The organism is Escherichia sp. HH41S, from assembly GCF_009820115.1.
Classification (GTDB): domain Bacteria; phylum Pseudomonadota; class Gammaproteobacteria; order Enterobacterales; family Enterobacteriaceae; genus Escherichia; species Escherichia coli_F.
Genome location: NZ_VNXE01000035.1, coordinates 14,363 through 39,811 on the forward strand (window position 1 = coordinate 14,363; position 25,449 = coordinate 39,811).

At 49.8% G+C, this 25,449-nt stretch carries 23 protein-coding genes; 12 read left to right on the plus strand and 11 right to left on the minus strand.

Going from position 1 to position 25,449, the window contains the following annotated elements:
• Positions 1 to 188: 188 nt before the first annotated feature.
• The 4 genes from arsC to FQZ95_RS07695 form a co-directional block, all read right to left on the minus strand.
• The gene (arsC, locus tag FQZ95_RS07680; RefSeq protein ID WP_088542108.1) at positions 189 to 614 is read right to left on the minus strand and encodes a glutaredoxin-dependent arsenate reductase; all 426 of its coding nucleotides are present in this window, start codon (positions 612 to 614) and stop codon (positions 189 to 191) included.
• Between the two features lie 12 nt (positions 615 to 626).
• Positions 627 to 1,916 carry an arsenite/antimonite:H(+) antiporter ArsB gene (gene arsB, locus FQZ95_RS07685; RefSeq protein ID WP_032185371.1) on the minus strand — a complete coding sequence of 430 codons (1,290 nt, stop codon included), beginning with the start codon at positions 1,914 to 1,916 and terminating at the stop codon, positions 627 to 629.
• Positions 1,917 to 1,970: 54 nt separating this feature from the next.
• The gene (gene arsR, locus FQZ95_RS07690; RefSeq protein WP_000008961.1) at positions 1,971 to 2,324 is read right to left on the minus strand and encodes an As(III)-sensing metalloregulatory transcriptional repressor ArsR; all 354 of its coding nucleotides are present in this window, start codon (positions 2,322 to 2,324) and stop codon (positions 1,971 to 1,973) included.
• 540 nt (positions 2,325 to 2,864) lie between these two features.
• Positions 2,865 to 3,038: a hypothetical protein gene (locus FQZ95_RS07695; RefSeq protein ID WP_160530054.1), complete on the minus strand. Its 174-nt coding sequence runs from the start codon at positions 3,036 to 3,038 to the stop codon at positions 2,865 to 2,867.
• A gap of 27 nt (positions 3,039 to 3,065) precedes the next feature.
• Between FQZ95_RS07695 and dinQ the strand changes: the two genes are divergently transcribed.
• Positions 3,066 to 3,149 carry a damage-inducible type I toxin DinQ gene (dinQ, locus tag FQZ95_RS07700; protein WP_001295215.1) on the plus strand — a complete coding sequence of 28 codons (84 nt, stop codon included), beginning with the start codon at positions 3,066 to 3,068 and terminating at the stop codon, positions 3,147 to 3,149.
• A gap of 53 nt (positions 3,150 to 3,202) precedes the next feature.
• Here dinQ and gorA read toward each other — a convergent pair whose 3' ends face one another.
• Positions 3,203 to 4,555, minus strand: coding sequence for a glutathione-disulfide reductase (gene gorA / locus FQZ95_RS07705; RefSeq protein WP_000160796.1), 1,353 nt, complete (start codon positions 4,553 to 4,555; stop codon positions 3,203 to 3,205).
• A 71-nt stretch (positions 4,556 to 4,626) separates the two neighbouring features.
• Positions 4,627 to 5,469 (minus strand): 23S rRNA (adenine(2030)-N(6))-methyltransferase, encoded by an 843-nt coding sequence (gene rlmJ / locus FQZ95_RS07710; RefSeq protein WP_001353598.1) that lies wholly within the window; start codon positions 5,467 to 5,469, stop codon positions 4,627 to 4,629.
• 202 nt (positions 5,470 to 5,671) lie between these two features.
• Here rlmJ and prlC point away from each other — a divergent pair, with 202 nt between their 5' ends.
• Entirely contained in the window at positions 5,672 to 7,714 is a 2,043-nt protein-coding gene (gene prlC, locus FQZ95_RS07715) for an oligopeptidase A (protein ID WP_032185368.1), read from the plus strand.
• Between the two features lie 7 nt (positions 7,715 to 7,721).
• Complete coding sequence (gene rsmJ / locus FQZ95_RS07720; RefSeq protein WP_000686620.1) at positions 7,722 to 8,474, plus strand: 16S rRNA (guanine(1516)-N(2))-methyltransferase RsmJ; 753 nt, start codon at positions 7,722 to 7,724, stop codon at positions 8,472 to 8,474.
• Between the two features lie 48 nt (positions 8,475 to 8,522).
• Here rsmJ and dtpB read toward each other — a convergent pair whose 3' ends face one another.
• Positions 8,523 to 9,992: a dipeptide/tripeptide permease DtpB gene (gene dtpB, locus FQZ95_RS07725; RefSeq protein ID WP_032185367.1), complete on the minus strand. Its 1,470-nt coding sequence runs from the start codon at positions 9,990 to 9,992 to the stop codon at positions 8,523 to 8,525.
• A 165-nt stretch (positions 9,993 to 10,157) separates the two neighbouring features.
• Here dtpB and FQZ95_RS26320 point away from each other — a divergent pair, with 165 nt between their 5' ends.
• Positions 10,158 to 10,211 carry a hypothetical protein gene (locus FQZ95_RS26320; RefSeq protein WP_214261513.1) on the plus strand — a complete coding sequence of 18 codons (54 nt, stop codon included), beginning with the start codon at positions 10,158 to 10,160 and terminating at the stop codon, positions 10,209 to 10,211.
• Positions 10,212 to 10,309: 98 nt separating this feature from the next.
• On the opposite strand, the gene uspA is transcribed toward FQZ95_RS26320, so the two are convergent.
• A complete protein-coding gene (gene uspA / locus FQZ95_RS07730; protein ID WP_000323571.1) occupies positions 10,310 to 10,744 on the minus strand; it encodes a universal stress protein UspA in 435 nt (144 codons plus the stop codon).
• Between the two features lie 390 nt (positions 10,745 to 11,134).
• Here uspA and uspB point away from each other — a divergent pair, with 390 nt between their 5' ends.
• Positions 11,135 to 11,470, plus strand: a complete 336-nt coding sequence (uspB, locus tag FQZ95_RS07735; protein ID WP_000626187.1) for a universal stress protein UspB — start codon at positions 11,135 to 11,137, stop codon at positions 11,468 to 11,470.
• A gap of 244 nt (positions 11,471 to 11,714) precedes the next feature.
• On the opposite strand, the gene pitA is transcribed toward uspB, so the two are convergent.
• Entirely contained in the window at positions 11,715 to 13,214 is a 1,500-nt protein-coding gene (gene pitA / locus FQZ95_RS07740) for an inorganic phosphate transporter PitA (protein ID WP_000902780.1), read from the minus strand.
• A 230-nt stretch (positions 13,215 to 13,444) separates the two neighbouring features.
• Between pitA and FQZ95_RS07745 the strand changes: the two genes are divergently transcribed.
• Positions 13,445 to 14,647 carry an NAD(P)/FAD-dependent oxidoreductase gene (locus FQZ95_RS07745; protein WP_105271539.1) on the plus strand — a complete coding sequence of 401 codons (1,203 nt, stop codon included), beginning with the start codon at positions 13,445 to 13,447 and terminating at the stop codon, positions 14,645 to 14,647.
• A 307-nt stretch (positions 14,648 to 14,954) separates the two neighbouring features.
• Here FQZ95_RS07745 and FQZ95_RS07750 read toward each other — a convergent pair whose 3' ends face one another.
• Positions 14,955 to 16,007, minus strand: coding sequence for a DUF2776 domain-containing protein (locus FQZ95_RS07750; RefSeq protein ID WP_001028909.1), 1,053 nt, complete (start codon positions 16,005 to 16,007; stop codon positions 14,955 to 14,957).
• Positions 16,008 to 16,388: 381 nt separating this feature from the next.
• On the opposite strand from FQZ95_RS07750, the gene FQZ95_RS07755 reads away from it, so the two are divergent.
• The 6 genes from FQZ95_RS07755 (at position 16,389) to FQZ95_RS07775 (ending at position 25,169) form a co-directional block, all read left to right on the plus strand.
• Positions 16,389 to 17,996 (plus strand): DUF4049 domain-containing protein, encoded by a 1,608-nt coding sequence (locus FQZ95_RS07755; RefSeq protein WP_160530055.1) that lies wholly within the window; start codon positions 16,389 to 16,391, stop codon positions 17,994 to 17,996.
• A gap of 261 nt (positions 17,997 to 18,257) precedes the next feature.
• Positions 18,258 to 19,880: a DUF4049 domain-containing protein gene (locus tag FQZ95_RS07760; protein WP_088542103.1), complete on the plus strand. Its 1,623-nt coding sequence runs from the start codon at positions 18,258 to 18,260 to the stop codon at positions 19,878 to 19,880.
• A 189-nt stretch (positions 19,881 to 20,069) separates the two neighbouring features.
• Complete coding sequence (yhiY, locus tag FQZ95_RS26325) at positions 20,070 to 20,183, plus strand: protein YhiY (protein ID WP_001296785.1); 114 nt, start codon at positions 20,070 to 20,072, stop codon at positions 20,181 to 20,183.
• 62 nt (positions 20,184 to 20,245) lie between these two features.
• A complete protein-coding gene (locus FQZ95_RS07765) occupies positions 20,246 to 21,313 on the plus strand; it encodes an HlyD family secretion protein (protein WP_088542102.1) in 1,068 nt (355 codons plus the stop codon).
• Entirely contained in the window at positions 21,310 to 24,045 is a 2,736-nt protein-coding gene (rbbA, locus tag FQZ95_RS07770) for a ribosome-associated ATPase/putative transporter RbbA (RefSeq protein ID WP_160530056.1), read from the plus strand. The genes FQZ95_RS07765 and rbbA overlap by 4 nt, the downstream gene beginning before the upstream one ends.
• The gene (locus tag FQZ95_RS07775; protein ID WP_016262635.1) at positions 24,045 to 25,169 is read left to right on the plus strand and encodes an ABC transporter permease; all 1,125 of its coding nucleotides are present in this window, start codon (positions 24,045 to 24,047) and stop codon (positions 25,167 to 25,169) included. Before rbbA ends, FQZ95_RS07775 begins: the two co-directional genes overlap by 1 nt.
• Positions 25,170 to 25,332: 163 nt before the next feature.
• Here the strand turns inward: FQZ95_RS07775 and FQZ95_RS07780 are convergent.
• Positions 25,333 to 25,449 (minus strand): transposase (locus tag FQZ95_RS07780; protein ID WP_160530057.1); only part of this gene is annotated, 117 nt, incomplete at its 5' end.

The window sequence follows — 25,449 nt, forward strand, 5'->3', positions numbered from 1 at the left end:
TTTAAAAGGGAGGATGAGACAAAAATGCGCAGCTTCGGCGCTAAAAATTCTTTAGTTTGATTTTGTTAACTTTAAAATAGCATCTGAGTCATATAGCTATACCTAAAATAACCGTCATAAATGCCACTTAGCAAAACAGATGGCGAAGGAGCCACGAAGAACAAATAAGGGGGCATATCCCCCTTTAGTTATTTCAACCGTTTACCCGCTTCATCAACCACTTTCTCGCCATCTTCCTTGGTGAACGCGCCTTGTTGCGCATCTGGCAGAATTTCCAGCACCACTTCTGAAGGGCGGCACAGGCGAGTTCCCAGCGACGTCACTACAATCGGGCGATTAATCAGAATCGGGTGCTGAAGCATAAAGTCGATTAACCGATCGTCAGTAAATTTATCTTCTGCAAGGCCCAGTTCCTCATACGGCTCAACGTTTTTACGCAACAGCGCACGAACGGAAATCCCCATATCGGCAATGAGCTTGACCAGTTCATCGCGCGTTGGCGGTGTTTCCAGATAATAGATAATGGTCGGTTCTGTACCGCTGTTGCGGATCATCTCCAGCGTATTACGCGACGTGCCGCAGGCCGGGTTGTGATAAATAGTAATGTTGCTCATATCAGTATCTCATTACGATGTGAAAGAGAGACGAAGCGCCAGCGCGGTAAGCGTCACAAACAGCACCGGCAGGGTCATGATAATCCCTGTACGGAAGTAATATCCCCAGCTGATAGTCATATTCTTCTGCGAAAGTACGTGCAGCCAGAGTAGCGTTGCCAGGCTACCAATTGGGGTAATTTTCGGTCCCAAATCGCAGCCAATCACGTTGGCATAAACCATCGCTTCTTTTATGACACCAGACGCCGTGCTGCCATCAATGGACAACGCGCCAACCAGTACCGTCGGCATATTGTTCATAATAGAAGAGAGGAACGCAGTGAGGAATCCGGTACCGAGCGTCGCGGCCCACAGGCCGTTATCCGCCAGCACGTTGAGTACGCCAGAAAGATATTCCGTGAGTCCGGCATTGCGCAGGCCATAAACCACCAGATACATGCCGAGCGAGAAGATGACAATCTGCCAGGGTGCACCGCGTAGCACTTTACCCGTATTAATCGCATGACCGCGTTTAGCGACGGCAAATAATATCAGCGCGCCCACTGCCGCAATGGCGCTTACCGGAATGCCGAGCGGTTCCAGGACGAAAAATCCCACCAGCAGAAGCAGTAAAACAACCCAGCCAGTTTTGAACGTCGCAGGATCTTTAATCGCATCTGCGGGAGATTTTAGCAGCGCCATGTCGTAGTTCTGCGGAATATCTTTGCGGAAATAGAGATGCAACATCACCAGGGTAGCCAGTATTGCAGCGATATCCACCGGCACCATCACCGAGGCATATTCGCGAAAACCAAGGCCAAAGAAATCTGCTGAAACGATATTCACCAGGTTAGAGACAATAAGCGGCAGGCTGGCGGTATCGGCAATGAATCCGGCCGCCATAACAAACGCCAGCGTAGTGCCTTTGCTGAACCCTAAAGCCAGCAGCATGGCGATGACAATCGGCGTCAAAATAAGCGCCGCGCCATCATTGGCAAACAGGGCCGCAACGGTAGCACCGAGCAGGACAATCCAGGTAAACAGCAAGCGACCGCGCCCATTGCCCCAGCGTGAGACGTGCAGCGCCGCCCATTCAAAAAAGCCGGACTCATCCAGCAGCAAGCTGATGATAATGACGGCTATAAACGCAGCCGTCGCGTTCCAGACGATATTCCACACCACCGGAATATCGCCCGGATGGACCACGCCCGTCATTAATGCCAGTACCGCACCGAGCGTAGCACTCCAGCCGATACCTAAACCTTTCGGCTGCCAGATAACCAATACGATGGTCAGGACAAAGATAGCGCCCGCCAGTAACATCATGCCTCCTGGATAAAACACATTCGAATATTCATATGTGTTTAGATAAATTTTTTAACTACAAATATTCTTACTGTCTGCGGAACAATTTTGTCTGGCGAGGTTACGGACAATCACCTGAACCTTTTCCTGTTCGCATCGCCAGGCCTGCTCAATAATTTTCGCCGCCCATGCTGGAATATGCGGCGATAAACGGTAATGAACCCACTTTCCTTGCTTGCGGTCCAGCAATAGCCCACTTTCACGCAGTAATGCCAGATGGCGGGAGATCTTGGGCTGCGACTGATCGAGGGCAGTGCAGAGATCGCAGACGCATAACTCACCCAGTTCGCTGAGCAGTAAAACGATGCCCAGACGGGTTTCATCGGCAAGAATTTTGAAGAGTTGGATGGGTAACAGAAATGACATATTACGCTCCTGATTGTTGCACTTAGTGTCTCTCTTCGAAGCGGATAAGTCAAAAACATATATGACTTAACGAATATGTAAGTGTAGAGAAAGGTATAGGTGTGAATTAAGCGTTGGGTGTTCATTTGAAAGGAAGTCTGAATCAGGATGTAAAAAAACCGACTTTGCGTCGGTTTTTTACTCTTCAGCCAGAGTTGGTGGCTCTGGCTGGAGTGAGAATGCCCACATCTAACGGTTCAATACTATTAGCCAGTGGCTAACATTGCAAGCGTTAGCGATTTCTTCAGCTGGCGAAGGGACAGTTTGCTATACATGGTGGTGAAAGAGGATTGATATACTTTCATCAGGTCGCTGCCGTACCAAGTCTTGTCCGAATTCGGACGTAAAAAAACCGACTTCGCGTCGGTTTTTTTACTCTTCAGCCCAGAGTTGGTGGCTCTGGCTGGAGTGAGATAGCCATCATCTAACACATCAATGCTAATACCATACTGAAACTATTGCAAGGACATGCTGGTTTTATAACCCGCAAGTACTGTATAATTATCCAGTTAGCTCTGAGGCATTTTCACTCTGGCAATGCGCATAAACGCTTTCAAAGTCCTGATCAGTGGTACGGGTGGTGCCGTTAACTGATGCTCTGGCCGGAGTGAGATAGTCGTCATCTAACAATGAGGCATGCGCCGTGACAGGCAGTGGATGAGTAAGCGGATGCATTCTCACTCCATCGCATGGAGAAAACGGGTGATTGATAAAGCAATCATCGTTCTTGGGGCGTTAATTGCGCTGCTGGAACTGATCCGCTTCCTGCTTCAGCTTCTGAACTGATAGCGGAAACGTAACTAAGGGCAAAGAGCACACCACTCTTTGCCCTTTAACATTTAACGCATGGTAACGAACTCTTCTGCCGCCGTTGGGTGAATGGCGACGGTATTGTCGAAGTCTTTTTTGGTTGCGCCCATCTTCAGCGCCACTGCGAAGCCCTGCAACATTTCATCCATACCAAAGCCAATGCCGTGAATACCGACAATCTTCTCTTCCGGTCCAACGCACACCAGTTTCATGCGGCACGGCTGGCGGTGAGTGGTGACGGCGGTATACATCGCGGTGAAAGAGGATTTATACACTTTCACCTGATCGTCGCCGTATTGCTCGCGCGCCTGCGGTTCCGTTAAACCAACAGTCCCAATCGGCGGATGGCTGAAGACCACGGTCGGAATATTGCTGTAATCCAGATGCTCATCCGGCTTGTTATTAAACAGGCGTTCAGAGAGGCGGCGGCCTGCTGCAACTGCCACCGGTGTCAGTTCCACTGCGCCCGTGTTATCGCCCACCGCGTAAATACCTTCAACGCTGGTATTTTGATATTTATCGACGACGATATAGCCTTTTTCGTTGGTTTTTACGCCAGCGGCTTCGAGGTTAATGTTGTCATTGGCAGGCTCACGACCAATCGCCCAAATCAGGCAATCCACCGTTTCACTGCGACCATCTTCCAGCTCCAGCGTCAGGCTGCCATCAGCATTTTTCACGACCGCTTTCGGGATGGCGTTGGTGTGCAACTGCGGACCTTCGGCGTTCATCACTTCGACCAGCGTTTCAGAGATCATCGGGTCGAAGCTGCGCAGCGGCGCATGTTTACGAACAAACAGATGCGTCTTTGCGCCGAGGCCGTTAATCACACCCGCCAGTTCAACGGCGATGTAACCCGCGCCAACAACCGCTACACGCTCTGGCAAAGCAGGAAGGGCGAAGAAGCCATCGGAATCAATACCGTATTCCACGCCCGGAATATCCGGGTGGCTCGGGCGACCGCCGGTGGCGATCAGGATATGATCGGCCGTGATGGTTTCGCCGTTTACTTCAATGGTTTTGGCATCAACGAAGCGGGCAAAGCCTTTGATTACATCAACGTTATTTTTACCGAGCACGTTTTCATAGGAGGTATGAATACGGTCGATATAGGCGGTACGGCTGGCGATCAACGTTTCCCAGTTGAACTTATTGATGGTGGTATCGAAACCATAATCCGGGCCGTACATGTGGATCGCTTCACGGATTTGCGCCGCGTGCCACATCACTTTTTTCGGCACGCAGCCAACATTCACGCAGGTGCCGCCCAGTTCTTTGGCTTCAATCAGCGCGCATTTCTGACCGTACATAGCCGCGCGGTTGATGGAGGCGATACCGCCGCTGCCGCCGCCGATGGCGATGTAATCATAGTGTTTAGTCATGACATATTGTCCTTATCGTTGATTACCGCGATTGTAGCGCGAGACGTAATAGGTGCCAGCGATGGCTGCAATTACTCTGGCACGATCCAGCTTACGGTGGCATGCCCGGTGCCAGCCGGAACCAGTTTGCTGTGCAACCACGGCAACACGTTATTCATCTGCTGTTCCAGCTTCCACGGCGGGTTAATCACAATCATGCCGGAAGCGGTCATGCCACGGCGATCGCTGTCTGGCAGTACCGCCAGTTCAATTTGCATAATCTTGCGAATACCGGTCGCTTCCAGATCGTGGATCATGCGCTTGATTTGCTGACGCAGCACCACTGGATACCACAGCGCGTAGACGCCTGTGGCAAAACGTTTATACCCCTCGTTAATGCCGCTGACCACCGCCTGATAGTCGGTTTTCATTTCATACGGCGGGTCGATAAGGATTAAACCACGGCGAGAAACCGGCGGCAGCTTGGCTTTAAGCTGCTGGAAACCGTCGGCTTTTTCCACGCGCGCACGGCTGTCTTTCTGAAATTCAGCACGCAGCAACGGGAAATCGCTCGGGTGCAGCTCGGTCAGTTGCAGACTGTCCTGTTCACGCAGTAACTGACGGGCAATCAACGGTGAACCGGGGTAGTAACGCAACTGACCGCTACGGTTGAAGTGTTTTACCACATTGATGTACGCCTCCAGCTCCGCAGGCAGATCGTCCTGCTGCCAGATACGGGCGATACCTTCGAGATATTCGCCGGTACGCTCGGCATGTTCACTGCCTAACTGATAACGCCCCGCACCCGCGTGGGTATCCAGATAGAGAAACGGTTTATCTTTCTCTTTCAGTGACTCGATGATCAGGCTCTGAACGGTATGTTTAAGGACGTCGGCGTGGTTGCCAGCGTGAAAGCTGTGGCGATAACTGAGCATGGGTAAAGGTGTTCCGGTAAGTAAAAATCGGCCCGTATTCGGGGCGCACAAAAGCCTATCAGGACAGTATACCGAAAAGAGGCCGTCGCCGCGAAAGCGTAACGTTTCTCATTGAAATTCACTACACTTAACCCCATGCTACACACATTATGTAAAGCGCCTGTTGAGCGCTTCCTTAACCTCTTTAACCAGGACTGCGCTAATGACGAATCCGTTACTGACTCCCTTTGAATTGCCTCCGTTTTCTAAAATTCTCCCGGAACATGTCGTTCCAGCCGTGACGAAGGCATTGAATGACTGCCGCGAAAATGTGGAGCGCGTAGTAGCGCAAGGGGCACCGTACACCTGGGAAAATCTCTGCCAGCCGCTGGCGGAAGTGGACGATGTGTTGGGGCGTATCTTCTCCCCGGTCAGCCACCTGAACTCGGTGAAAAATAGCCCGGAACTGCGTGAAGCGTACGAACAAACCCTGCCGCTGCTGTCGGAATACAGCACCTGGGTAGGGCAACATGAGGGGCTGTATAAAGCGTACCGCGACCTGCGCGATGGCGATCATTACGCCACGCTGAATACGGCGCAGAAGAAAGCGGTTGATAACGCCCTGCGTGATTTTGAACTCTCTGGCATCGGTCTGCCGAAAGAGAAACAGCAACGCTACGGCGAAATTGCTACCCGTCTTTCCGAGTTGGGCAACCAGTACAGCAACAACGTCCTTGATGCGACAATGGGCTGGACCAAACTCGTTACCGACGAAGCGGAACTGGCGGGTATGCCAGAAAGCGCGCTGGCGGCGGCAAAAGCCCAGGCCGAAGCGAAAGAACTGGAAGGCTACTTGCTGACGCTGGATATCCCAAGCTATTTGCCGGTAATGACCTACTGCGACAACCAGGCCTTGCGTGAAGAGATGTATCGCGCTTACAGCACCCGCGCTTCCGATCAAGGCCCGAACGCCGGTAAGTGGGACAATAGCAAGGTGATGGAAGAGATCCTCGCTCTGCGTCACGAACTGGCGCAACTGCTGGGCTTTGAAAACTACGCCTTTAAATCTCTGGCTACCAAAATGGCGGAGAACCCGCAGCAGGTGCTTGATTTCTTAACCGATCTGGCAAAACGCGCCCGTCCGCAGGGCGAAAAAGAGCTGGCGCAACTGCGCACTTTCGCCAAAGCCGAATTTGACGTCGATGAGTTGCAGCCGTGGGATATCGCATACTACAGCGAAAAACAGAAACAGCACCTCTACAGCATCAGCGACGAACAGCTGCGTCCGTACTTCCCGGAAAACAAAGCGGTTAACGGCTTGTTTGAAGTGGTGAAACGTATTTACGGCATCACCGCTAAAGAGCGTAAAGATGTTGATGTCTGGCATCCGGATGTCCGTTTCTTCGAACTGTATGACGAGAACAACGAACTGCGCGGCAGCTTCTACCTCGACCTGTATGCCCGTGAAAACAAGCGCGGCGGGGCGTGGATGGATGACTGCGTAGGCCAGATGCGTAAAGCCGACGGTTCGCTGCAAAAACCGGTCGCGTACCTGACCTGTAACTTCAACCGCCCGGTGAATGGTAAACCAGCGCTGTTTACGCATGACGAAGTAATCACCCTGTTCCACGAGTTCGGTCATGGTCTGCATCATATGCTGACCCGCATCGAAACCGCCGGTGTGTCTGGTATCAGCGGGGTGCCGTGGGATGCGGTCGAACTGCCGAGCCAGTTTATGGAAAACTGGTGCTGGGAGCCGGAGGCGCTGGCGTTTATCTCCGGTCACTATGAAACCGGCGAACCGCTGCCGAAAGAGTTGCTGGATAAAATGCTGGCGGCGAAGAACTACCAGGCGGCGCTGTTTATTCTGCGCCAGCTGGAGTTCGGCCTGTTCGATTTCCGCCTCCATGCCGAGTTCCGCCCGGATCAGGGAGCGAAAATCCTCGAAACTCTGGCAGAAATCAAGAAACTGGTTGCCGTAGTACCGTCTCCATCCTGGGGCCGTTTCCCGCACGCTTTCAGCCATATTTTCGCCGGTGGTTATGCCGCAGGTTACTACAGCTACCTGTGGGCTGACGTACTGGCGGCAGATGCCTTCTCGCGCTTTGAGGAAGAGGGCATTTTCAACCGTGAAACCGGACAGTCGTTCCTCGACAACATTCTGAGCCGTGGCGGTTCAGAAGAGCCGATGGATCTGTTCAAACGCTTCCGTGGGCGTGAACCGCAACTGGATGCGATGCTGGAGCATTACGGCATTAAGGGCTGATCATTCAGTGAAAATCTGTTTAATTGATGAAACAGGCACCGGAGACGGTGCCTTATCTGTTCTGGCGGCCCGCTGGGGGCTGGAGCACGATGAAGACAACCTGATGGCGCTGGTGTTAACACCGGAGCATCTGGAACTGCGCAAGCGTGATGAGCCGAAGCTTGGTGGCATCTTTGTTGATTTTGTTGGCGGAGCGATGGCGCACCGTCGCAAATTTGGCGGTGGGCGCGGTGAGGCGGTGGCGAAAGCGGTGGGCATTAAGGGCGATTATTTGCCGGACGTAGTAGACGCTACCGCAGGCTTAGGTCGCGATGCCTTTGTGCTGGCTTCAGTCGGCTGCCGCGTGCGGATGCTGGAGCGTAATCCGGTGGTTGCTGCATTGCTCGACGACGGCCTGGCGCGTGGTTATGCGGATGCGGAAATCGGCGGCTGGTTGCAGGAGCGTTTGCAATTAATTCACGCCTCCAGCCTGACGGCGCTGACTGATATTACCCCACGCCCGCAGGTGGTCTATCTCGACCCGATGTTCCCGCATAAGCAGAAAAGCGCGCTGGTGAAAAAAGAGATGCGCGTGTTCCAGTCGCTGGTGGGGCCGGATCTCGACGCTGATGGATTGCTGGAGCCTGCACGCTTGCTGGCGACCAAACGCGTGGTGGTAAAGCGCCCGGACTACGCGCCACCGCTGGCGAATGTCGCCACGCCAAACGCGGTAGTTACCAAAGGGCATCGCTTTGATATTTATGCAGGTACGCCGGTGTGAAAGTAAAGCAGGGTAGTGTTATTGCTACCCTGTGTTCTGCAAGAATAATTAATGGCTTTCCGGCGTCGCAATCATGCGTTTCAGCCACGGCACCATCAGCAGCATCACCACCGCAACGCCCAGCGTAACCAGGCCAATTTTACCAAACACGCTGGTATAGACGGGCAACGTCTCAAGCGGATCGGTAATGTTGTCTGGTACTGCGGTAAATGTTGCCACATAGCCGCCAAGCAAGAACGCGGCAGCTTGCGTCAGGAACCACATCCCGAGAATAAAGCCCATCAAATGCTGCGGCACCAGGGCAGCAATCATCGCCAGGCCAAGGGCACTAATAAACAGTTCACCTAAACTCTGGAATAAGTAAACCAGCACGATAAACCATGGTGATGTCAGCCCTTGTGCATCAGCAAACCACATTCCCGCAGCTGCAGCCGTCAAAAAGCCCAGCGAGCACATAAACATACCGAGAGTAAATTTCATCGGCATCGAGAGGTCTTTGCCTTTGTTACCCAAATGCGTGTAGATACCTGCCAGTATTGGGCTGGCGAGTACCACCCAGAACGGGTTAAGCGCCTGGAAGCTGACCGGGTTGATGGAAAAGCCGAGAATTTCATGATGCACGTTGTTGATGGCAAAGAAGTTCAGCGACGTTGGCATCTGGGCGTAGAGAATGTAAAACACCACCGCTTCGAGCATCAGGACAAAGGCAACAAACATTTTATTGCGCCCGGTTTTATCCAGCTTGAATGCCTGACGAAAGAAGATGATGGTGACGACGATGGAGAGAACAATCAGCACCAGATTGGCGACTTCTACGTTGTGCATCAGCCATGCACAGACGAAGATCATCACCACGCTGCCAAGTAATACGTACAACAGTTTACTGAAGCTCATCGGGCGGAAGTCGGGTTCAGAACCAATGTCTTTCACCATTCCACGACAGGCGATGTAAACCAGTAGCGCGATAATTAACCCCGCACCGCACAGGTTGTAGGTAACAGAATAACCGAATCTATCAGCGATCACGGGGGCCAGCGATAACGCTATCAACGAGCCGATGTTGATCGACATATAGAACAGGGTGAATGCGCCATCAAGCCGCGGATCTTTCGGTGGATAGCACTTCGAAAGCAAGCTGGCAGGGTTAGCTTTAAACAGGCCGTTACCGACAGCGATAGTCCCCAGGGCGATGAAAATCAGGTCAGGCTTAAGTAGCGACATGCCGGTCATGAAGTAGCCAATCGCCAGCACAAGCGCTCCAAGAACAATGGTGCGTTTGGTCCCCAGTAGGTGGTCGCCGACATAGCCGCCAATGGAAATGAGGCCATAGACCAGCGCAGCAAACGCACCAAAGGTGACAAAAGCCTGTTCTTGCGAGAATCCAAGCTGTTTAACGAAGAAAACCGCCAGTACGCCCTGCACGCCGTAGTAGCCGAATCGCTCCCATAACTCGACAAAAAAGATCATGAAAAATGGGCGAGGTTGCTGCAGCATCCCCATGGGTGTTGTTGTATTCATATTTATTAACCTTTCAATACCATCCTGAAAAGTATGAACGCGTAAGGGATAACGCGCGAAAAAGTTTACATCTGTCAGAGATTCTTAATATTGATGCAGTGAATAGATTAATACACTATTACAACAGAAAATAACCAGCTGATCACACTAATGATGGAAAATATGATGGTGTTAAATGTTGTATTGGCTGGGGAATTTGGTTGCGTACGCAGATCGTAGGCCAGATAAGGCGTATACGCTGCATCAGGTAACAAGGCGCGCCAAAAAGCAAAACGCCCGCATATGCGGGCGTTCAGGCACACGTCGTGGAGGGAAGATTATTCTTCTTCGTCGCGCAGCGGAACAATCAGCATATCAACGTGAACGGTGTTGATCAGCTGACGTGCGGAAGACATCAGTTTGCTCCAGAAGTCCTGGTGGTGACCACAAACCACCAGATCCATATCGTATTTCTTGATTGCATCGACCAGAACCTGGCCCAGATCGCCGCTGCCGCTCAGGGTTTCAGTGATTGGGTAGCCTGCATTAGTGGAAAGCTCGGTCAGCGCATGATGTGTCTCTTCAGAGATGCGTTTCTGCATATCACCCAGATTCACATCAATAAGCCCGGTGTATAGGTCAGAGTAGTTTACATCTACGTGGATCAGAGAAACTTTCGCATTGTAGGGGCGAGCCATAGAGACTGCTTTCTCTACCAGAACTTTGCTTTCCGGGGAGAGATCGACCGCGATGAGAATGTGTTTATAAGCCATAGTGTTACTCCTTCCATAAAGTTGTCGATGACTGGCCAGCTAGCGTTTCTTGTGCCGTTACGTCACCCGCGTCCTGCGAACTACGTGCGCGGGGCTAACCCAGCCGTAAAGATTCAGTGTTAAGACCATCCTTACCTTATAGCGACCCGGATGATCCGTCAATCCGCCTTGCTTACCCGTTAGATAAACAAATTTTCGACATGAATATATTGATAGTGGTTAACCTTCTGGAAAAAAAACAACCTGATCTCCTACACTATCTATAGAGCCGCTCGGATGTTGGTCACCACAAAAGCGGTTTCTCCAGGACCTGGTGTTAACTGATTGGCAGCGTATCGGGAGCGGTAGCCCCGGGGTGGAACTCCGCGGGCAGGTCGCCGGGGAGGAGGTATGATAAGCACCGTCGCATTATTTTGGGCTTTATGTGTCGTTTGCATTGTTAACATGGCGCGCTATTTCTCATCACTACGCGCGTTGTTAGTGGTACTGCGTAACTGCGATCCATTGCTCTATCAATATGTTGATGGAGGGGGCTTTTTTACCTCACATGGCCAACCCAACAAACAGGTGCGTCTCGTTTGGTATATCTATGCCCAACGTTATCGCGATCATCACGATGATGAGTTTATTCGCCGCTGTGAGCGGGTGCGTCGGCAGTTTATTCTGACCAGCGCATTGTGTGGTCTGGTGGTGGTCAGTCTGATTGCATTGATGATTTGGCATTAAGCACGTCAGCAAAAATAACGCATAAAAAAAGCGGGCCAGCAAACTGACCCGCTCGAGACTGATTACAAACGCAAAATTGCCTGATGCGCTACGCTTATCAGGCCTACATAATCTCTGCAATCTATTGAATTTGCATGTTTTTGTAGGCTGGATAAGGCGTTCACGCCGCATCCGGCATGAACAAAGCGCACTATGTCAACAATCTGAAGCGGGCCAGCTGACCCGCTCGTTTTGGTGCGTGCGATTACAGGAACTGCAAGGAGAGCCAGTAAAGCCCGCCGGAAAGCAGTACCGCAGCCGGAAGGGTAAACACCCAGGCCATCAGAATACTGGTCACGGTTTTACGCTGTAAGCCGCCGCCATCTACCACCATCGTCCCCGCGACAGAAGAGGAGAGTACGTGGGTAGTGGAAACCGGCATCCCGGTATAACTCGCCAGGCCGATAGACACTGCCGCAGTCATCTGGGCAGACATCCCCTGAGCGTAGGTCATGCCTTTCTTACCGATTTTCTCACCGATAGTCGTTGCCACACGACGCCAGCCAATCATCGTACCGATACCTAACGCCAGCGCGACCGCCATGATGATCCACACCGGCGCATACTCGATGGTGCTAAGCATGTCGGACTTCAGTTTCTTCAACAGGCGCTGATCGTCTGCACTCACGCCAGGCATCTTCACCACTTTGTCGATAGTGTCAGAAACGCACAGCATAATGCGGCGCATCTGGCTACGTTGATCAAGCGACAGCTTGTCGTAGCTTTCCACATCAGTAGTCAACATGCCTTTCAGGCGGTTGAGCGCGTTAATGGTATTCGACGGATGGCAATGGAACTCCGCAGGTTGCGTTGCGCCAGCTTCCGGAGCCGGTACTAACTGATCAGCACCGGTAGCCTGTTTCAGCAGCGCAGGGTGCTGCTCAAAGTAAGCTTCCACGTTGTTGATGGCATCACGGGTACGGGTGATTTCGTAGCCAGTGGCATTCATATTCACCACGAAGCCTGCTGGCGCGACGCCAATCAGTACCAACATAACCAGACCAATGCCTTTCTGACCATCATTTGCGCCGTGAGAAAACGCCACACCGATAGCGGAAAGGATCAGCGCGATACGCGTCCAGAACGGCGGCTTTTTCTTGCCGTCTTTCTTTTCACGCTCCGCTGGGGTCAGGTGGATACGGGCGCGTTTCTTGGTGCCGCTCCAGTAGCGACGCAGCAAGAAAATCAGACCGCCAGCAAACACCAGGCCGACAATAGGGGAAACGATCAGAGAACCGAAAATACTTAATACTTTCGGGATATTGAGTGCATCCACCACTGACGTCCCGGTCATCAACGCATTGGTTAAACCAATCCCGATGATCGCGCCAATCAGCGTATGAGAGCTGGATGCAGGTAAACCAAAGTACCAGGTACCCAGGTTCCAGATAATCGCCGCCAGCAACATAGAGAACACCATGGCAAGGCCATGAGACGATCCCATATTAAGCAGCAGATCCGTCGGCAGCATATGCACAATGGCATAGGCAACACTCAGACCACCCAGCAAAACACCCAAAAAGTTGAACACCGCCGCCATAACCACGGCGAGCTGAGAACGCATCGCGCGGGTATAGATAACGGTTGCCACGGCGTTGGCTGTGTCATGGAAACCATTGATGGCTTCGTAGAACAGCACAAAAGCCAGTGCAAGCAATAATAACAGCCCGGTATGCAAATCCAGGCCAGCAAACAAATGTAGCATAGGACGTTACGCCATTTTGAGGACATGAACGCGGCGCATTATCAGTGACTTTCGCGGCGCGGGCAAAGTGAAATATAGACTTTTTTTGATTTGCCTCCTGTATAGATTGCACTCAAAAAATAATTATCTTATATAATTCAGGCAAATACTTCCTTTTAGTAATATTGATGCTGGTGCGACCACTGAGGAATCTTTACAATTCACGCCCGTTTTTTTTAGAGGAGCGCAACGTGGAAAGGTTTGATGCCATTATTATAGGCGCTGGTGCGGCGGGTATGTTCTGTTCTGCGCTGGCAGGTCAGGCAGGACGCCGGGTTCTGCTGATCGATAATGGTAAAAAACCAGGGCGCAAAATCCTCATGTCTGGCGGTGGGCGCTGCAACTTTACCAACCTTTATGTCGAACCGGGCGCTTATCTGAGCCAGAATCCGCATTTTTGTAAGTCTGCACTCGCGCGTTTTACCCAGTGGGATTTCATTGATCTGGTCAATAAACACGGCATTGCCTGGCACGAGAAAACGTTAGGGCAACTCTTCTGTGATGACTCCGCGCAGCAGATTGTCGACATGCTGGTGGCTGAGTGCGAGAAGGGCAATGTGACCTTCAGATTGCGAAGCGAAGTGCTGAGTGTGGCGAAGGATGAAACAGGCTTCACGCTTGAACTGAATGGCATGACCGTCGGTAGCGAAAAACTGGTCATCGCGACCGGTGGGCTGTCAATGCCGGGGCTGGGGGCATCGCCGTTTGGTTATAAGATTGCCGAACAATTTGGCCTCAACGTGCTGCCGACCCGTGCGGGTCTGGTGCCATTTACTTTGCATAAACCGTTGCTCGAGGAGTTACAGGTGCTGGCGGGTGTGGCGGTGCCTTCCGTGATTACGGCTGAAAACGGCACCGTTTTCCGTGAGAACTTACTCTTCACCCATCGCGGCTTGTCTGGACCGGCAGTGTTGCAGATTTCCAGCTACTGGCAACCGGGTGAATTTGTCAGCATTAATCTGCTACCGGATGTGGACCTCGAAACCTTCCTGAATGAACAGCGTAACGCACATCCGAATCAAAGCCTGAAAAACACACTGGCGGTTCATCTACCGAAGCGGTTGGTTGAACGCTTACAACAACTCGGGCAAATCCCGGATGTCTCGCTAAAACAGCTCAACGTACGTGACCAACAGGCACTGATTAGCACATTGACCGACTGGCGTGTGCAGCCGAACGGCACTGAAGGCTATCGCACTGCCGAAGTGACGCTCGGCGGCGTGGATACCAACGAACTCTCTTCACGGACGATGGAAGCGCGCAAAGTGCCTGGGCTGTATTTCATCGGCGAAGTGATGGACGTCACCGGCTGGCTGGGGGGCTATAACTTCCAGTGGGCGTGGTCGAGTGCGTGGGCTTGTGCGCAGGATTTGATTGCTGTGAAGTCGTCCTGACCTATTACCTAAAGATGAAAATTATTAGAGCCGCATTAAAAATGAGCTAATTTTGATAGTGGCTATCTTGTGATTATTTTCTAATAAGCCCGTGAACTGAAACCCTCCATGCTTAAAATAAGGTGGGGGAATGGTGATTAAAAATCGACCGAAGCCCAGATCTTTATAAAATATGAACAGGTTGAAAAAAGACAGTAACTTTACTGTTTTTTTATACTTAACCATCAATGTTAAGTTATTTCATGATACCTAAGAAAAACCAGCGTTACGCAAATGGTCAACGCTGGTTTTATCCGGTACGTTGCAATTATTTTTTAGCAGAACCCGCTTCTAATATTGAAACGATTGAGAACAACGTAAAGCATACCGCTCCCAAACCGACCAGAACCCGCGAAGGAATAAAATATCCCATGTCGGTCTGCGCCATTTCCGCAAGAAACGATGCCAGGAAAAGGCAAAACAGGCAGGTGAAGACGGGAATCATCGGAATTCTGTTGGCTAACGAACAGGTACGTCTCCAGACCAGTGCCAGTAGCCAGACTTTTGAGAATATGCTGTAACAGATCATTCCGAGGCAAATGAGAATAATGCCGGGAGCCAGCCGAGCGCTTGCATCGGAACTGACTAAGACGTATATGCCCTGCAGCACTGTGATTGAGCCGAGGAAAATAACCCAATAACACCACAGCCAGTGCTCTTTGGATGAGAACGTATTACGTGTTTGATGGACGATTGTGGCTACAAGGCCAATGAGACAGGCACAGATTGCGGTTAACCCAAGCAATACGTGACCGGCGACATAATGTGGGGTTATGTCGGCACTGCGTAACAGCGTTATCGACCAAATGAAACCGAGCAGGGTGAGTAATACGGGAACGGCAATGAGGCAATTACCGATTAATGAAGAATAAGCCTGTACCGGCGTTCCGTCGCTTTTGCTCCCCGATGCATTTTTGGGAATGAGCAGAAAGTGACCGGATGACGCTGCCACTGTCGATACACAGGCGGCAATCATACCAACGCCGAAAATCACATGACCGGCGACAAACTCGTCTGCCATCACATCATTGCCTGCTAACAGTGCCCAACCCCATATCATGGTGATAATTGACCCCGCATAGCCAATAATGGGGAACAGTGTATTGTAAAACGTATTAACGCCGCGCGTGAGCTGCGAAATGATAATAAATGCGGTAGTGAATAATGCCAGGCATATGGCTGCCAGAGAAATCAGCACATGACCCGCGACGAAATACTCGCTTTGCCCTGAACTTTCCAGCACAAAGCCACCTAACGCGATACAAATTAACCCCATAATCAAGGGGATTAATTTGAAAAGCCACCCGATATATATGTTCACTTTAAACTCCTCAGGTATCCCTGCTAATATCGAAATGTGCATTAATGATAATTTCAGCCTGTTAATAAAATGACGAGATATCATTAAAGACAAATGCATAGCATAACTATAGCTGGGTTTACTTTGCCGAGTGCCACTTTTCAGCGTTCAAAAGGCCATGGTAAATAAATATTTATCCTAAGATTAATTCTTATTCTGTAGTTCTTTACAATTATCTTCCAGGGAGGGATTATTTTTCATTATTGGTAAAAGACCGGATAGTCTCGGTGTTTAAAATCAGCGAACATATAATTATTATTGTTTTATATCGTCGTAAATATGTCTTTCAGACATGTATCGTTTATTTTGTAACAAACAATTCAAAAATATCATAGGTTATTTATGAAAGCAATTCATAATCTGATTGGAAACAACTCCTTAAGCCATGAATATAAGCATTCAGATAAAGTTAACAATCATCAACACCATGGCGAGGTTGATAAAAAACATCTTTCAAAGACAGTTGAAGTTAATATACTGGATAAATTTTCGCAAATAGGTAACAATGCAGGCCTGCATATCATCTATTTCCTGCAATATGGTCACTGGAATGTAAATGACTATTTTCATCAGACGGTGAAAACATCGCTTTACAATAGTGAACCTTCTATAGATATCCAAGAATATAATAGTTTCGCCAACATGGATACTGACACGTTTATCTTTACAATTATACCAGACAATAACCATGTGTTAAAATTATCATCTCCCATAACCGTTACGATTGAGCGTAGGGATGGTTATTATTTTATTAATTTCTCCGGAGATAAATCAGACATAATTTATAAAGTTGATGGGCTTTCTATCATATCTGAAAATTTCTTTACTCTTCTTAGCGGTAATTTTAAACCTGACTGGCGTTGGGATGTCTCTACTGAGATGCTCACTAAGGAAAAGTTTGATAACTATGTTAAATCTGTGTTTTCAGAAATAGATTTTTATAAACACTGTGGTGTGATTAACCCACAAAATATGAACACGGCTTATTTTGGCGATACAGATGGAAGAGTAGGCGCTATACTTTATGCATTGCTCGTTTCAGGGCATATAGGCATCCGGGAAGAGGGGTGGAGTTTAATATGTGAATTATTAAATCACGAAAATATGGCTTCATCTGCATACGAAAAGAAAAAAATGGGAGAGCTCTACGCTTTATTAAATGCAAGAGACATGATCTTGAATAAGTTGCATAATCATGTTTTTTTAAAAGGCGATGCGATTACTCCTTGTATTTTCCTTGGAGATCATACAGGCGACAGGTTTAGTACTATTTTTGGAGATCAATATATCCTTACTTTGCTAAATTCTATGCAAAATATGGAGGGTAATAAAGATAGTCGTATAAATAAAAATGTCGTCGTTCTGGCTGGAAATCATGAAATCAATTTTAATGGTAACTATAGTGCACGACAAGCAAATCATAGACTCTCCGCCGGTGATACATATAACTTAATTAAAACGCTTGATGTTTGTAATTATGACCCAGAAAGGAAAGTTTTAACCAGTCATCACGGAATAATAAGAAATGAAGAAAGTAAATGTTATTGTCTCGGTGCTTTGCAGGTTCCATTTAAACAGATGAAAAATCCTACTGATCCTGAGGAATTAGCTAATATATTTAATAAAAAACATAAAGAACATATGGATGATCCTCTATTCCATCTAATCCGAAGCAATATTATGAAATCCACAGATTTATATGCTGATTATTTTAATAACACTACTGATTTCAGACCAGCACGTAAACATATCTTCATATGTGGAGAGAAACTCAAATGTGAAGACCCCAGAAAATACATTAGACAAAAATATGGCCATCATGGGCTCGGGGTAGATCAGAATCAACAATTTGATAATGGTATTATGGGCCTAAATTCCCGGAAGAAAGTACGTGATAAAAATAATGAAATAATTTATTTATCAGGGCTTAGTTGTTTTCAATCTCATTAAAACTCCATGAATACTGTGGTATGTCTTATTAATCCTGAAAGTATTTCATAGGTTTTCTTAATCGATTGTAGAGGTATGTTCTGATAACGCCTCTACAATCTCTAGGGATTTTGTCTACTTTGAGATAAGAAATTTCATATTATGCCTTAAGGCTGAATGATTTGTGCAAAATATAATTGTTTTTCCATCGAACATGAGGTGTATGTCATAAGATTAAATATTAACTACGTATTCCTCGCGGTGAATAGCATGAGGTAAAAAATGAAAATTGGAGCTGTGACCGGTACTCACGACAGTACTATGACAATCCCCGCAAATGACATTATGCAAGATCATGTTACCAACTTCACTAAAGAACTGTTTGGGTATATAGCAAATGGCTTAGGTGATGACATATCAAGTATTGCCAGGACAATGCTCGGTGAAGTTGTGGAAAAAATAGATGACTGGCAAATAGAACGTTTCCAACAATCTTTTCAAGATGACAAGATTTCATTTTCCATACAGACGTATCAATCAGAAAAATATAGTATGCTATCGGGCATGCGTGTGCATATCCTACGCAGGAATAATAGTTATCAGTTTATTGTGACAATTAATGGAAAAAATTACGGTTGCCCTCTTGATAACATAGAAATAAATTGGCGCAGCATTGTTTGTTTTCTTAATGCCATGACAGAAGATGGTAATATGAATGATATTGTAGTTACTGAGTCGTACAAACCCCTCTGGGACTGGAAAACTTCGCAATACAATATATTTGATATTAAATTCGAAACAGTAATAAAGGCCCATTTTTCTAATAGAGTCTATTTCTCAAATTGCTCACCCGTTGATCCCACAAGTACCAGACCGACCTATTTCGGTGATACCGATGGCTCAGTCGGTGCTGTTTTGTATGCGCTTACTGCAACAGGTCATTTGGGTATTATGGCTGAAGGAGAAAATTTCCTTAGTCAGTTGCTTAATATAGAAGATGAAGTTCTCAACGTATTGTTAAAGAATAACTTTAATGAAGAACTAGACACTAATGTCAATACAATTATCAGTATTCTGAACAGAAGAGATATTGTTTTAGAAAGTCTTCAGCCTTATTTGGTTATTAATAAAGGCGCAGTGACGCCATGTACGTTTCTGGGTGACCAAACCGGCGATCGGTTTAGTAATATCTGTGGCGATCAATTTATCATCGATTTGTTAAAACGCATAATGAGTATCAATGAAAATGTTCATGTATTAGCTGGAAATCATGAAACAAATTGCAATGGTAACTATATGCAGAACTTCACGCGCATGAAACCACTTAATGAAGATACCTACGCTGGGATAAAAGATTATCCTGTATGTTTCTATGACCCCAAATATAAAATAATGGCAAATCATCATGGGATAACTTTCGACATACAACGCGAACGTTACATTTTAGGTCCGATAACAGTCTCTAAAGATGAAATGACCAATGTTCTCGATCCGGTCGAATTAGCGGCAATCATTAATAAAAAGCATCATACCATAATTAATGGTAAAAAATTTAAAATTAGCCGGGCCATCTCTTGTCAATCTTTTAATCGTTATTTTTCCATCTCGACAGATTACAGGCCCAAACTTGAAGCACTATTAGCATGCTCACAAATGTTAGGTATAAATCAAGTTGTTGCACATAACGGTAATGGTGGAAGAGAACTCATAGGTGAAATGGGGGCTGTTTTAGGTCTGAACGCCCGTGACAGTAAACATGCCGGAAGGATGTACAGTATGCATAATTGCCAAATTAATCCTGGTGCAGGGCCTGAGGTAACCGCTCCCTGGACGTCTTACCAGCATGAAAAAAACAGAAATGAACTTATGCCTTTGAGTAGAAGGCGCACGCTGTTACAGCTTTGAACCATAGACAACATGAATATTAATGTTACTATCTGGTTGAGACTGTTGATAAAACGTAAAAAGGAATGCTCTGTTCCTGCAACTGAACAGGCGTGAAACGCTATCCAACAGGATGGATACCGTTTTATCAGCCAGTTTTATAGATCACACTTATGAGTATGCGTGTTTCATTTACGGCCAGGAATGCTGATGATGACAACATTACTACCCGTTTTCACTAAGCCTTCCCCATTGGCGCTCAATGCTCTGCGCGCTGGTCGTATTTGCCGTTTCCTTCTTATCCCGGATGGAAGAATCCGCTGAACGTCGTTCGGCGGCAGTTGTAACACGCGTCGTTTGTTTACAGGGATTATGGCGGGTCGATTATGGATAAGAGTAAGAGCCATCTGGCGTGGTGGGTTGTCGGGTTACTGGCGGTGGCTGCCGTCGTGGCGTGGTGGCTGTTGCGCCCGGCAGGTGTGCCGGAAGGCTTTGCCGTCAGCAATGGGCGCATTGAAGCGACGGAAGTGGATATCGCCAGCAAAATTGCCGGGCGTATCGATACCATTCTGGTGAAAGAAGGCCAGTTTGTTCGCGAAGGCGAAGTGCTGGCGAAGATGGATACTCGCGTGTTGCAGGAACAGCGACTGGAAGCCATCGCGCAAATCAAAGAAGCACAAAGCGCCGTTGCCGCCGCGCAGGCTTTGCTGGAGCAACGGCAAAGCGAAACTCGCGCCGCACAGTCGCTGGTTAATCAACGCCAGGCCGAACTGGACTCCGTGGCTAAACGTCATACGCGTTCCCGCTCGCTTGCCCAACGGGGGGCTATTTCTGCGCAACAGCTGGATGACGATCGCGCCGCCGCCGAGAGCGCCCGAGCCGCGCTGGAATCGGCGAAAGCTCAGGTATCGGCTTCTAAAGCGGCTATAGAAGCAGCACGCACCAATATCATTCAGGCGCAAACCCGCGTCGAAGCGGCACAAGCCACTGAGCGGCGCATTGCCGCAGATATCGATGACAGTGAACTGAAAGCCCCGCGTGACGGACGCGTGCAGTATCGGGTTGCCGAGCCAGGCGAAGTGCTGGCAGCAGGCGGTCGGGTGCTAAATATGGTCGATCTCAGCGATGTCTATATGACCTTCTTCCTGCCAACCGAACAGGCGGGCACGCTGAAACTGGGCGGCGAAGCCCGACTGATCCTCGATGCCGCGCCAGATCTGCGTATTCCTGCGTCCATCAGCTTTGTCGCCAGCGTCGCCCAGTTCACGCCAAAAACCGTCGAAACCAGCGATGAGCGGCTGAAACTGATGTTCCGCGTCAAAGCGCGTATCCCACCGGAATTACTCCAGCAACATCTGGAATATGTCAAAACCGGTTTGCCGGGCGTGGCGTGGGTGCGGGTGAACGAAGAACTTCCGTGGCCTGACGACCTTGCGGTGAGGTTGCCGCAATGACGCATCTGGAACTGGTTCCCGTCCCGCCTGTCGCGCAACTGGCGGGCGTGAGCCAGCATTATGGAAAAACAGTTGCGCTGAACAATATCACTCTCGATATTCCGGCCCGCTGCATGGTCGGGCTGATTGGCCCGGACGGCGTTGGGAAGTCGAGTTTGTTGTCACTGATTTCCGGTGCCCGCGTCATTGAGCAGGGCAACGTGATCGTGCTGGGCGGCGATATGCGCGACCCGAGGCATCGCCGTGACGTCTGCCCGCGCATTGCCTGGATGCCGCAGGGACTGGGCAAAAACCTCTACCACACCTTGTCGGTGTATGAAAACGTCGATTTTTTCGCCCGCCTGTTCGGTCACGACAAAGCGGAGCGGGAAGTCCGAATTAATGAGCTGCTGACCAGCACCGGGTTAGCACCGTTTCGCGATCGTCCGGCAGGTAAACTCTCCGGCGGGATGAAGCAAAAACTGGGGCTGTGCTGTGCGTTAATCCACGACCCGGAATTGTTGATTCTTGATGAGCCAACAACGGGGGTTGACCCGCTCTCTCGCGCCCAGTTCTGGGATCTGATCGACAGTATTCGCCAGCGACAGAGCAATATGAGCGTGCTGGTTGCCACCGCCTATATGGAAGAGGCGGAACGCTTCGACTGGCTGGTAGCGATGAATGCCGGAGAAGTACTGGCGACTGGCAGCGCCGAAGAGCTGCGGCAGCAAACGCAAAGCGCCACGCTGGAAGAAGCATTTATAAATCTGTTACCGCAAGCACAACGGCAGGCGCATCAGGCGGTAGTGATCCCACCGTATCAACCTGAAAACGCAGAGATTGCCATCGAAGCGCGCGATCTGACCATGCGTTTTGGTTCCTTCGTTGCTGTTGATCACGTCAATTTCCGCATTCCACGCGGGGAGATTTTTGGCTTCCTTGGTTCGAACGGCTGCGGTAAATCCACCACCATGAAAATGCTTACCGGACTGCTACCCGCCAGCGAAGGTGAGGCGTGGCTGTTCGGACAACCGGTTGATCCAAAAGATATCGATACCCGTCGGCGGGTGGGCTATATGTCGCAGGCGTTTTCGCTCTATAACGAACTCACCGTGCGGCAAAACCTGGAGTTACATGCCCGTTTGTTTCACATTCCGGAAGCGGAAATTCCCGCGCGAGTGGCTGAAATGAGTGAGCGTTTTAAGCTCAACGACGTTGAAGATGTTCTGCCGGAGTCATTGCCGCTCGGCATTCGCCAGCGGCTTTCGCTGGCGGTGGCGGTGATTCATCGCCCGGAGATGTTAATCCTCGATGAGCCTACTTCTGGCGTCGATCCGGTGGCGAGGGATATGTTCTGGCAGTTGATGGTCGATCTTTCGCGCCAGGACAAAGTGACTATCTTCATCTCCACCCACTTTATGAACGAAGCGGAACGCTGCGACCGCATCTCACTGATGCACGCCGGAAAAGTGCTCGCCAGCGGTACACCGCAGGAACTGGTTGAGAAACGCGGAGCCGCCAGTCTGGAAGAGGCATTTATCGCCTATTTGCAGGAAGCGGCAGGGCAGAGCAACGAAGCCGAAGCGCCGCCTGTGGTACATGACACCACCCACGCGCCGCGTCAGGGATTTAGCCTGCGACGTCTGTTTAGCTACAGCCGTCGCGAAGCACTGGAACTGCGCCGCGATCCGGTACGTTCGACGTTGGCGCTGATGGGAACGGTGATCCTGATGCTGATAATGGGTTACGGCATCAGTATGGATGTGGAAAATCTGCGCTTTGCGGTGCTTGATCGCGACCAGACCGTCAGTAGCCAGGCGTGGACGCTCAATCTCTCCGGTTCCCGTTATTTTATCGAACAGCCGCCGCTCACCAGTTATGACGAGCTTGATCGTCGGATGCGTGCGGGCGATATCACGGTGGCGATTGAGATTCCACCCAATTTCGGGCGCGATATCGCGCGTGGTACGCCTGTGGAACTCGGTGTCTGGATCGACGGTGCGATGCCCAGTCGTGCCGAAACGGTAAAAGGTTACGTGCAGGCCATGCACCAGAGCTGGCTACAGGATGTGGCGAGTCGGCAATCCACGCCCGCAGGCCAAAGCGGGCTGATGAATATTGAGACACGCTATCGCTATAACCCGGACGTAAAAAGCCTGCCAGCGATTGTTCCGGCGGTGATCCCGCTGTTGCTGATGATGATTCCGTCGATGTTAAGCGCCCTTAGCGTAGTGCGGGAAAAAGAGTTGGGGTCGATTATCAACCTTTACGTGACTCCTACCACCCGTAGCGAATTTTTGCTTGGCAAACAGCTGCCGTACATCGGGCTGGGAATGCTGAACTTTTTCCTGCTCTGCGCCCTGTCGGTGTTTGTGTTTGGCGTGCCGCATAAAGGCAGTTTCCTGACGCTCACCCTGGCGGCGCTGCTGTATATCATCATTGCCACCGGAATGGGGCTGCTGATCTCTACTTTTATGAAAAGCCAGATTGCCGCCATTTTCGGTACGGCGATTATCACGTTGATTCCGGCGACGCAGTTTTCCGGGATGATCGATCCGGTAGCTTCGCTGGAAGGTCCGGGACGTTGGATCGGCGAGGTTTACCCGACCAGTCATTTTCTGACTATCGCCCGCGGGACGTTCTCGAAGGCGCTGGATCTGACTGATTTGTGGCAACTTTTTATCCCGTTGCTGATAGCCATCCCGCTGGTGATGGGCTTAAGCATCCTGCTGCTGAAAAAACAGGAGGGATGATGCGCCATTTACGCAATATTTTTAATCTGGGTATCAAAGAGTTGCGCAGTCTGCTCGGTGATAAAGCGATGCTGACGTTGATTGTCTTCTCGTTTACAGTGTCGGTGTATTCGTCAGCGACCGTTACGCCAGGATCGTTGAACCTGGCACCGATCGCTATTGCCGATATGGATCAATCGCAGTTATCGAACCGGATCGTTAACAGCTTCTACCGCCCGTGGTTTTTGCCACCGGAGATGATCACTGCCGATGAGATGGATGCCGGGCTGGACGCCGGGCGCTATACCTTCGCGATAAATATTCCGCCTAATTTTCAGCGTGATGTCCTCGCAGGACGCCAGCCGGATATTCAGGTGAACGTCGATGCCACGCGCATGAGCCAGGCATTCACTGGCAACGGTTATATCCAGAATATTATCAACGGTGAAGTGAACAGCTTTGTCGCGCGTTACCGTGATAACAGCGAACCGTTGGTATCGCTGGAAACCCGCATGCGCTTTAATCCGAACCTCGATCCCGCGTGGTTTGGCGGGGTGATGGCGATCATCAACAACATTACCATGCTGGCGATTGTACTGACCGGATCGGCGCTGATCCGCGAGCGTGAACACGGCACGGTGGAACACTTACTGGTGATGCCGATAACGCCGTTTGAGATCATGATGGCGAAGGTCTGGTCGATGGGGCTGGTGGTGCTGGTGGTGTCGGGATTATCGCTGGTGCTGATGGTGAAAGGTGTACTGGGCGTACCGATTGAAGGCTCGATCCCGCTGTTTATGCTTGGCGTGGCGCTCAGTCTGTTTGCCACCACGTCAATCGGCATTTTTATGGGGACGATAGCGCGTTCAATGCCGCAACTGGGGCTGCTGGTGATTCTGGTGCTACTGCCGCTGCAAATGCTTTCCGGTGGCTCCACGCCGCGCGAAAGTATGCCGCAGATGGTGCAGGACATTATGCTGACCATGCCGACGACACACTTTGTCAGCCTCGCGCAGGCCATTCTCTACCGTGGTGCCGGATTCGAAATCGTCTGGCCGCAGTTCCTGACGCTGATGGCAATTGGCGGCGTGTTTTTCACCATCGCGCTGCTGCGATTCAGGAAGACGATTGGGACAATGGCGTAATTACAGTGCCCGATGCGCAAGCTTATCGGGCCTATGCGTCGGTGCAATTTATTGAAATTTAGTGGTTTTTTAGGCAGGATAAAGCGTTTATGGACTGCCCCCAAAACCTGGACAGTTTCAGTTAACCGGCTTTTTGATTCTCAGTCCGGTATTCAGGGCAAGATTACTCAAGCCCGCTCCCCGCAAGGACTGACGCCAGATACTTTCTGTCCATGGCTGCTTTTCGCATCTTACGTCTTAACCCTGCCTTGAATACCTTATCATTCGTCAAAATATTAAT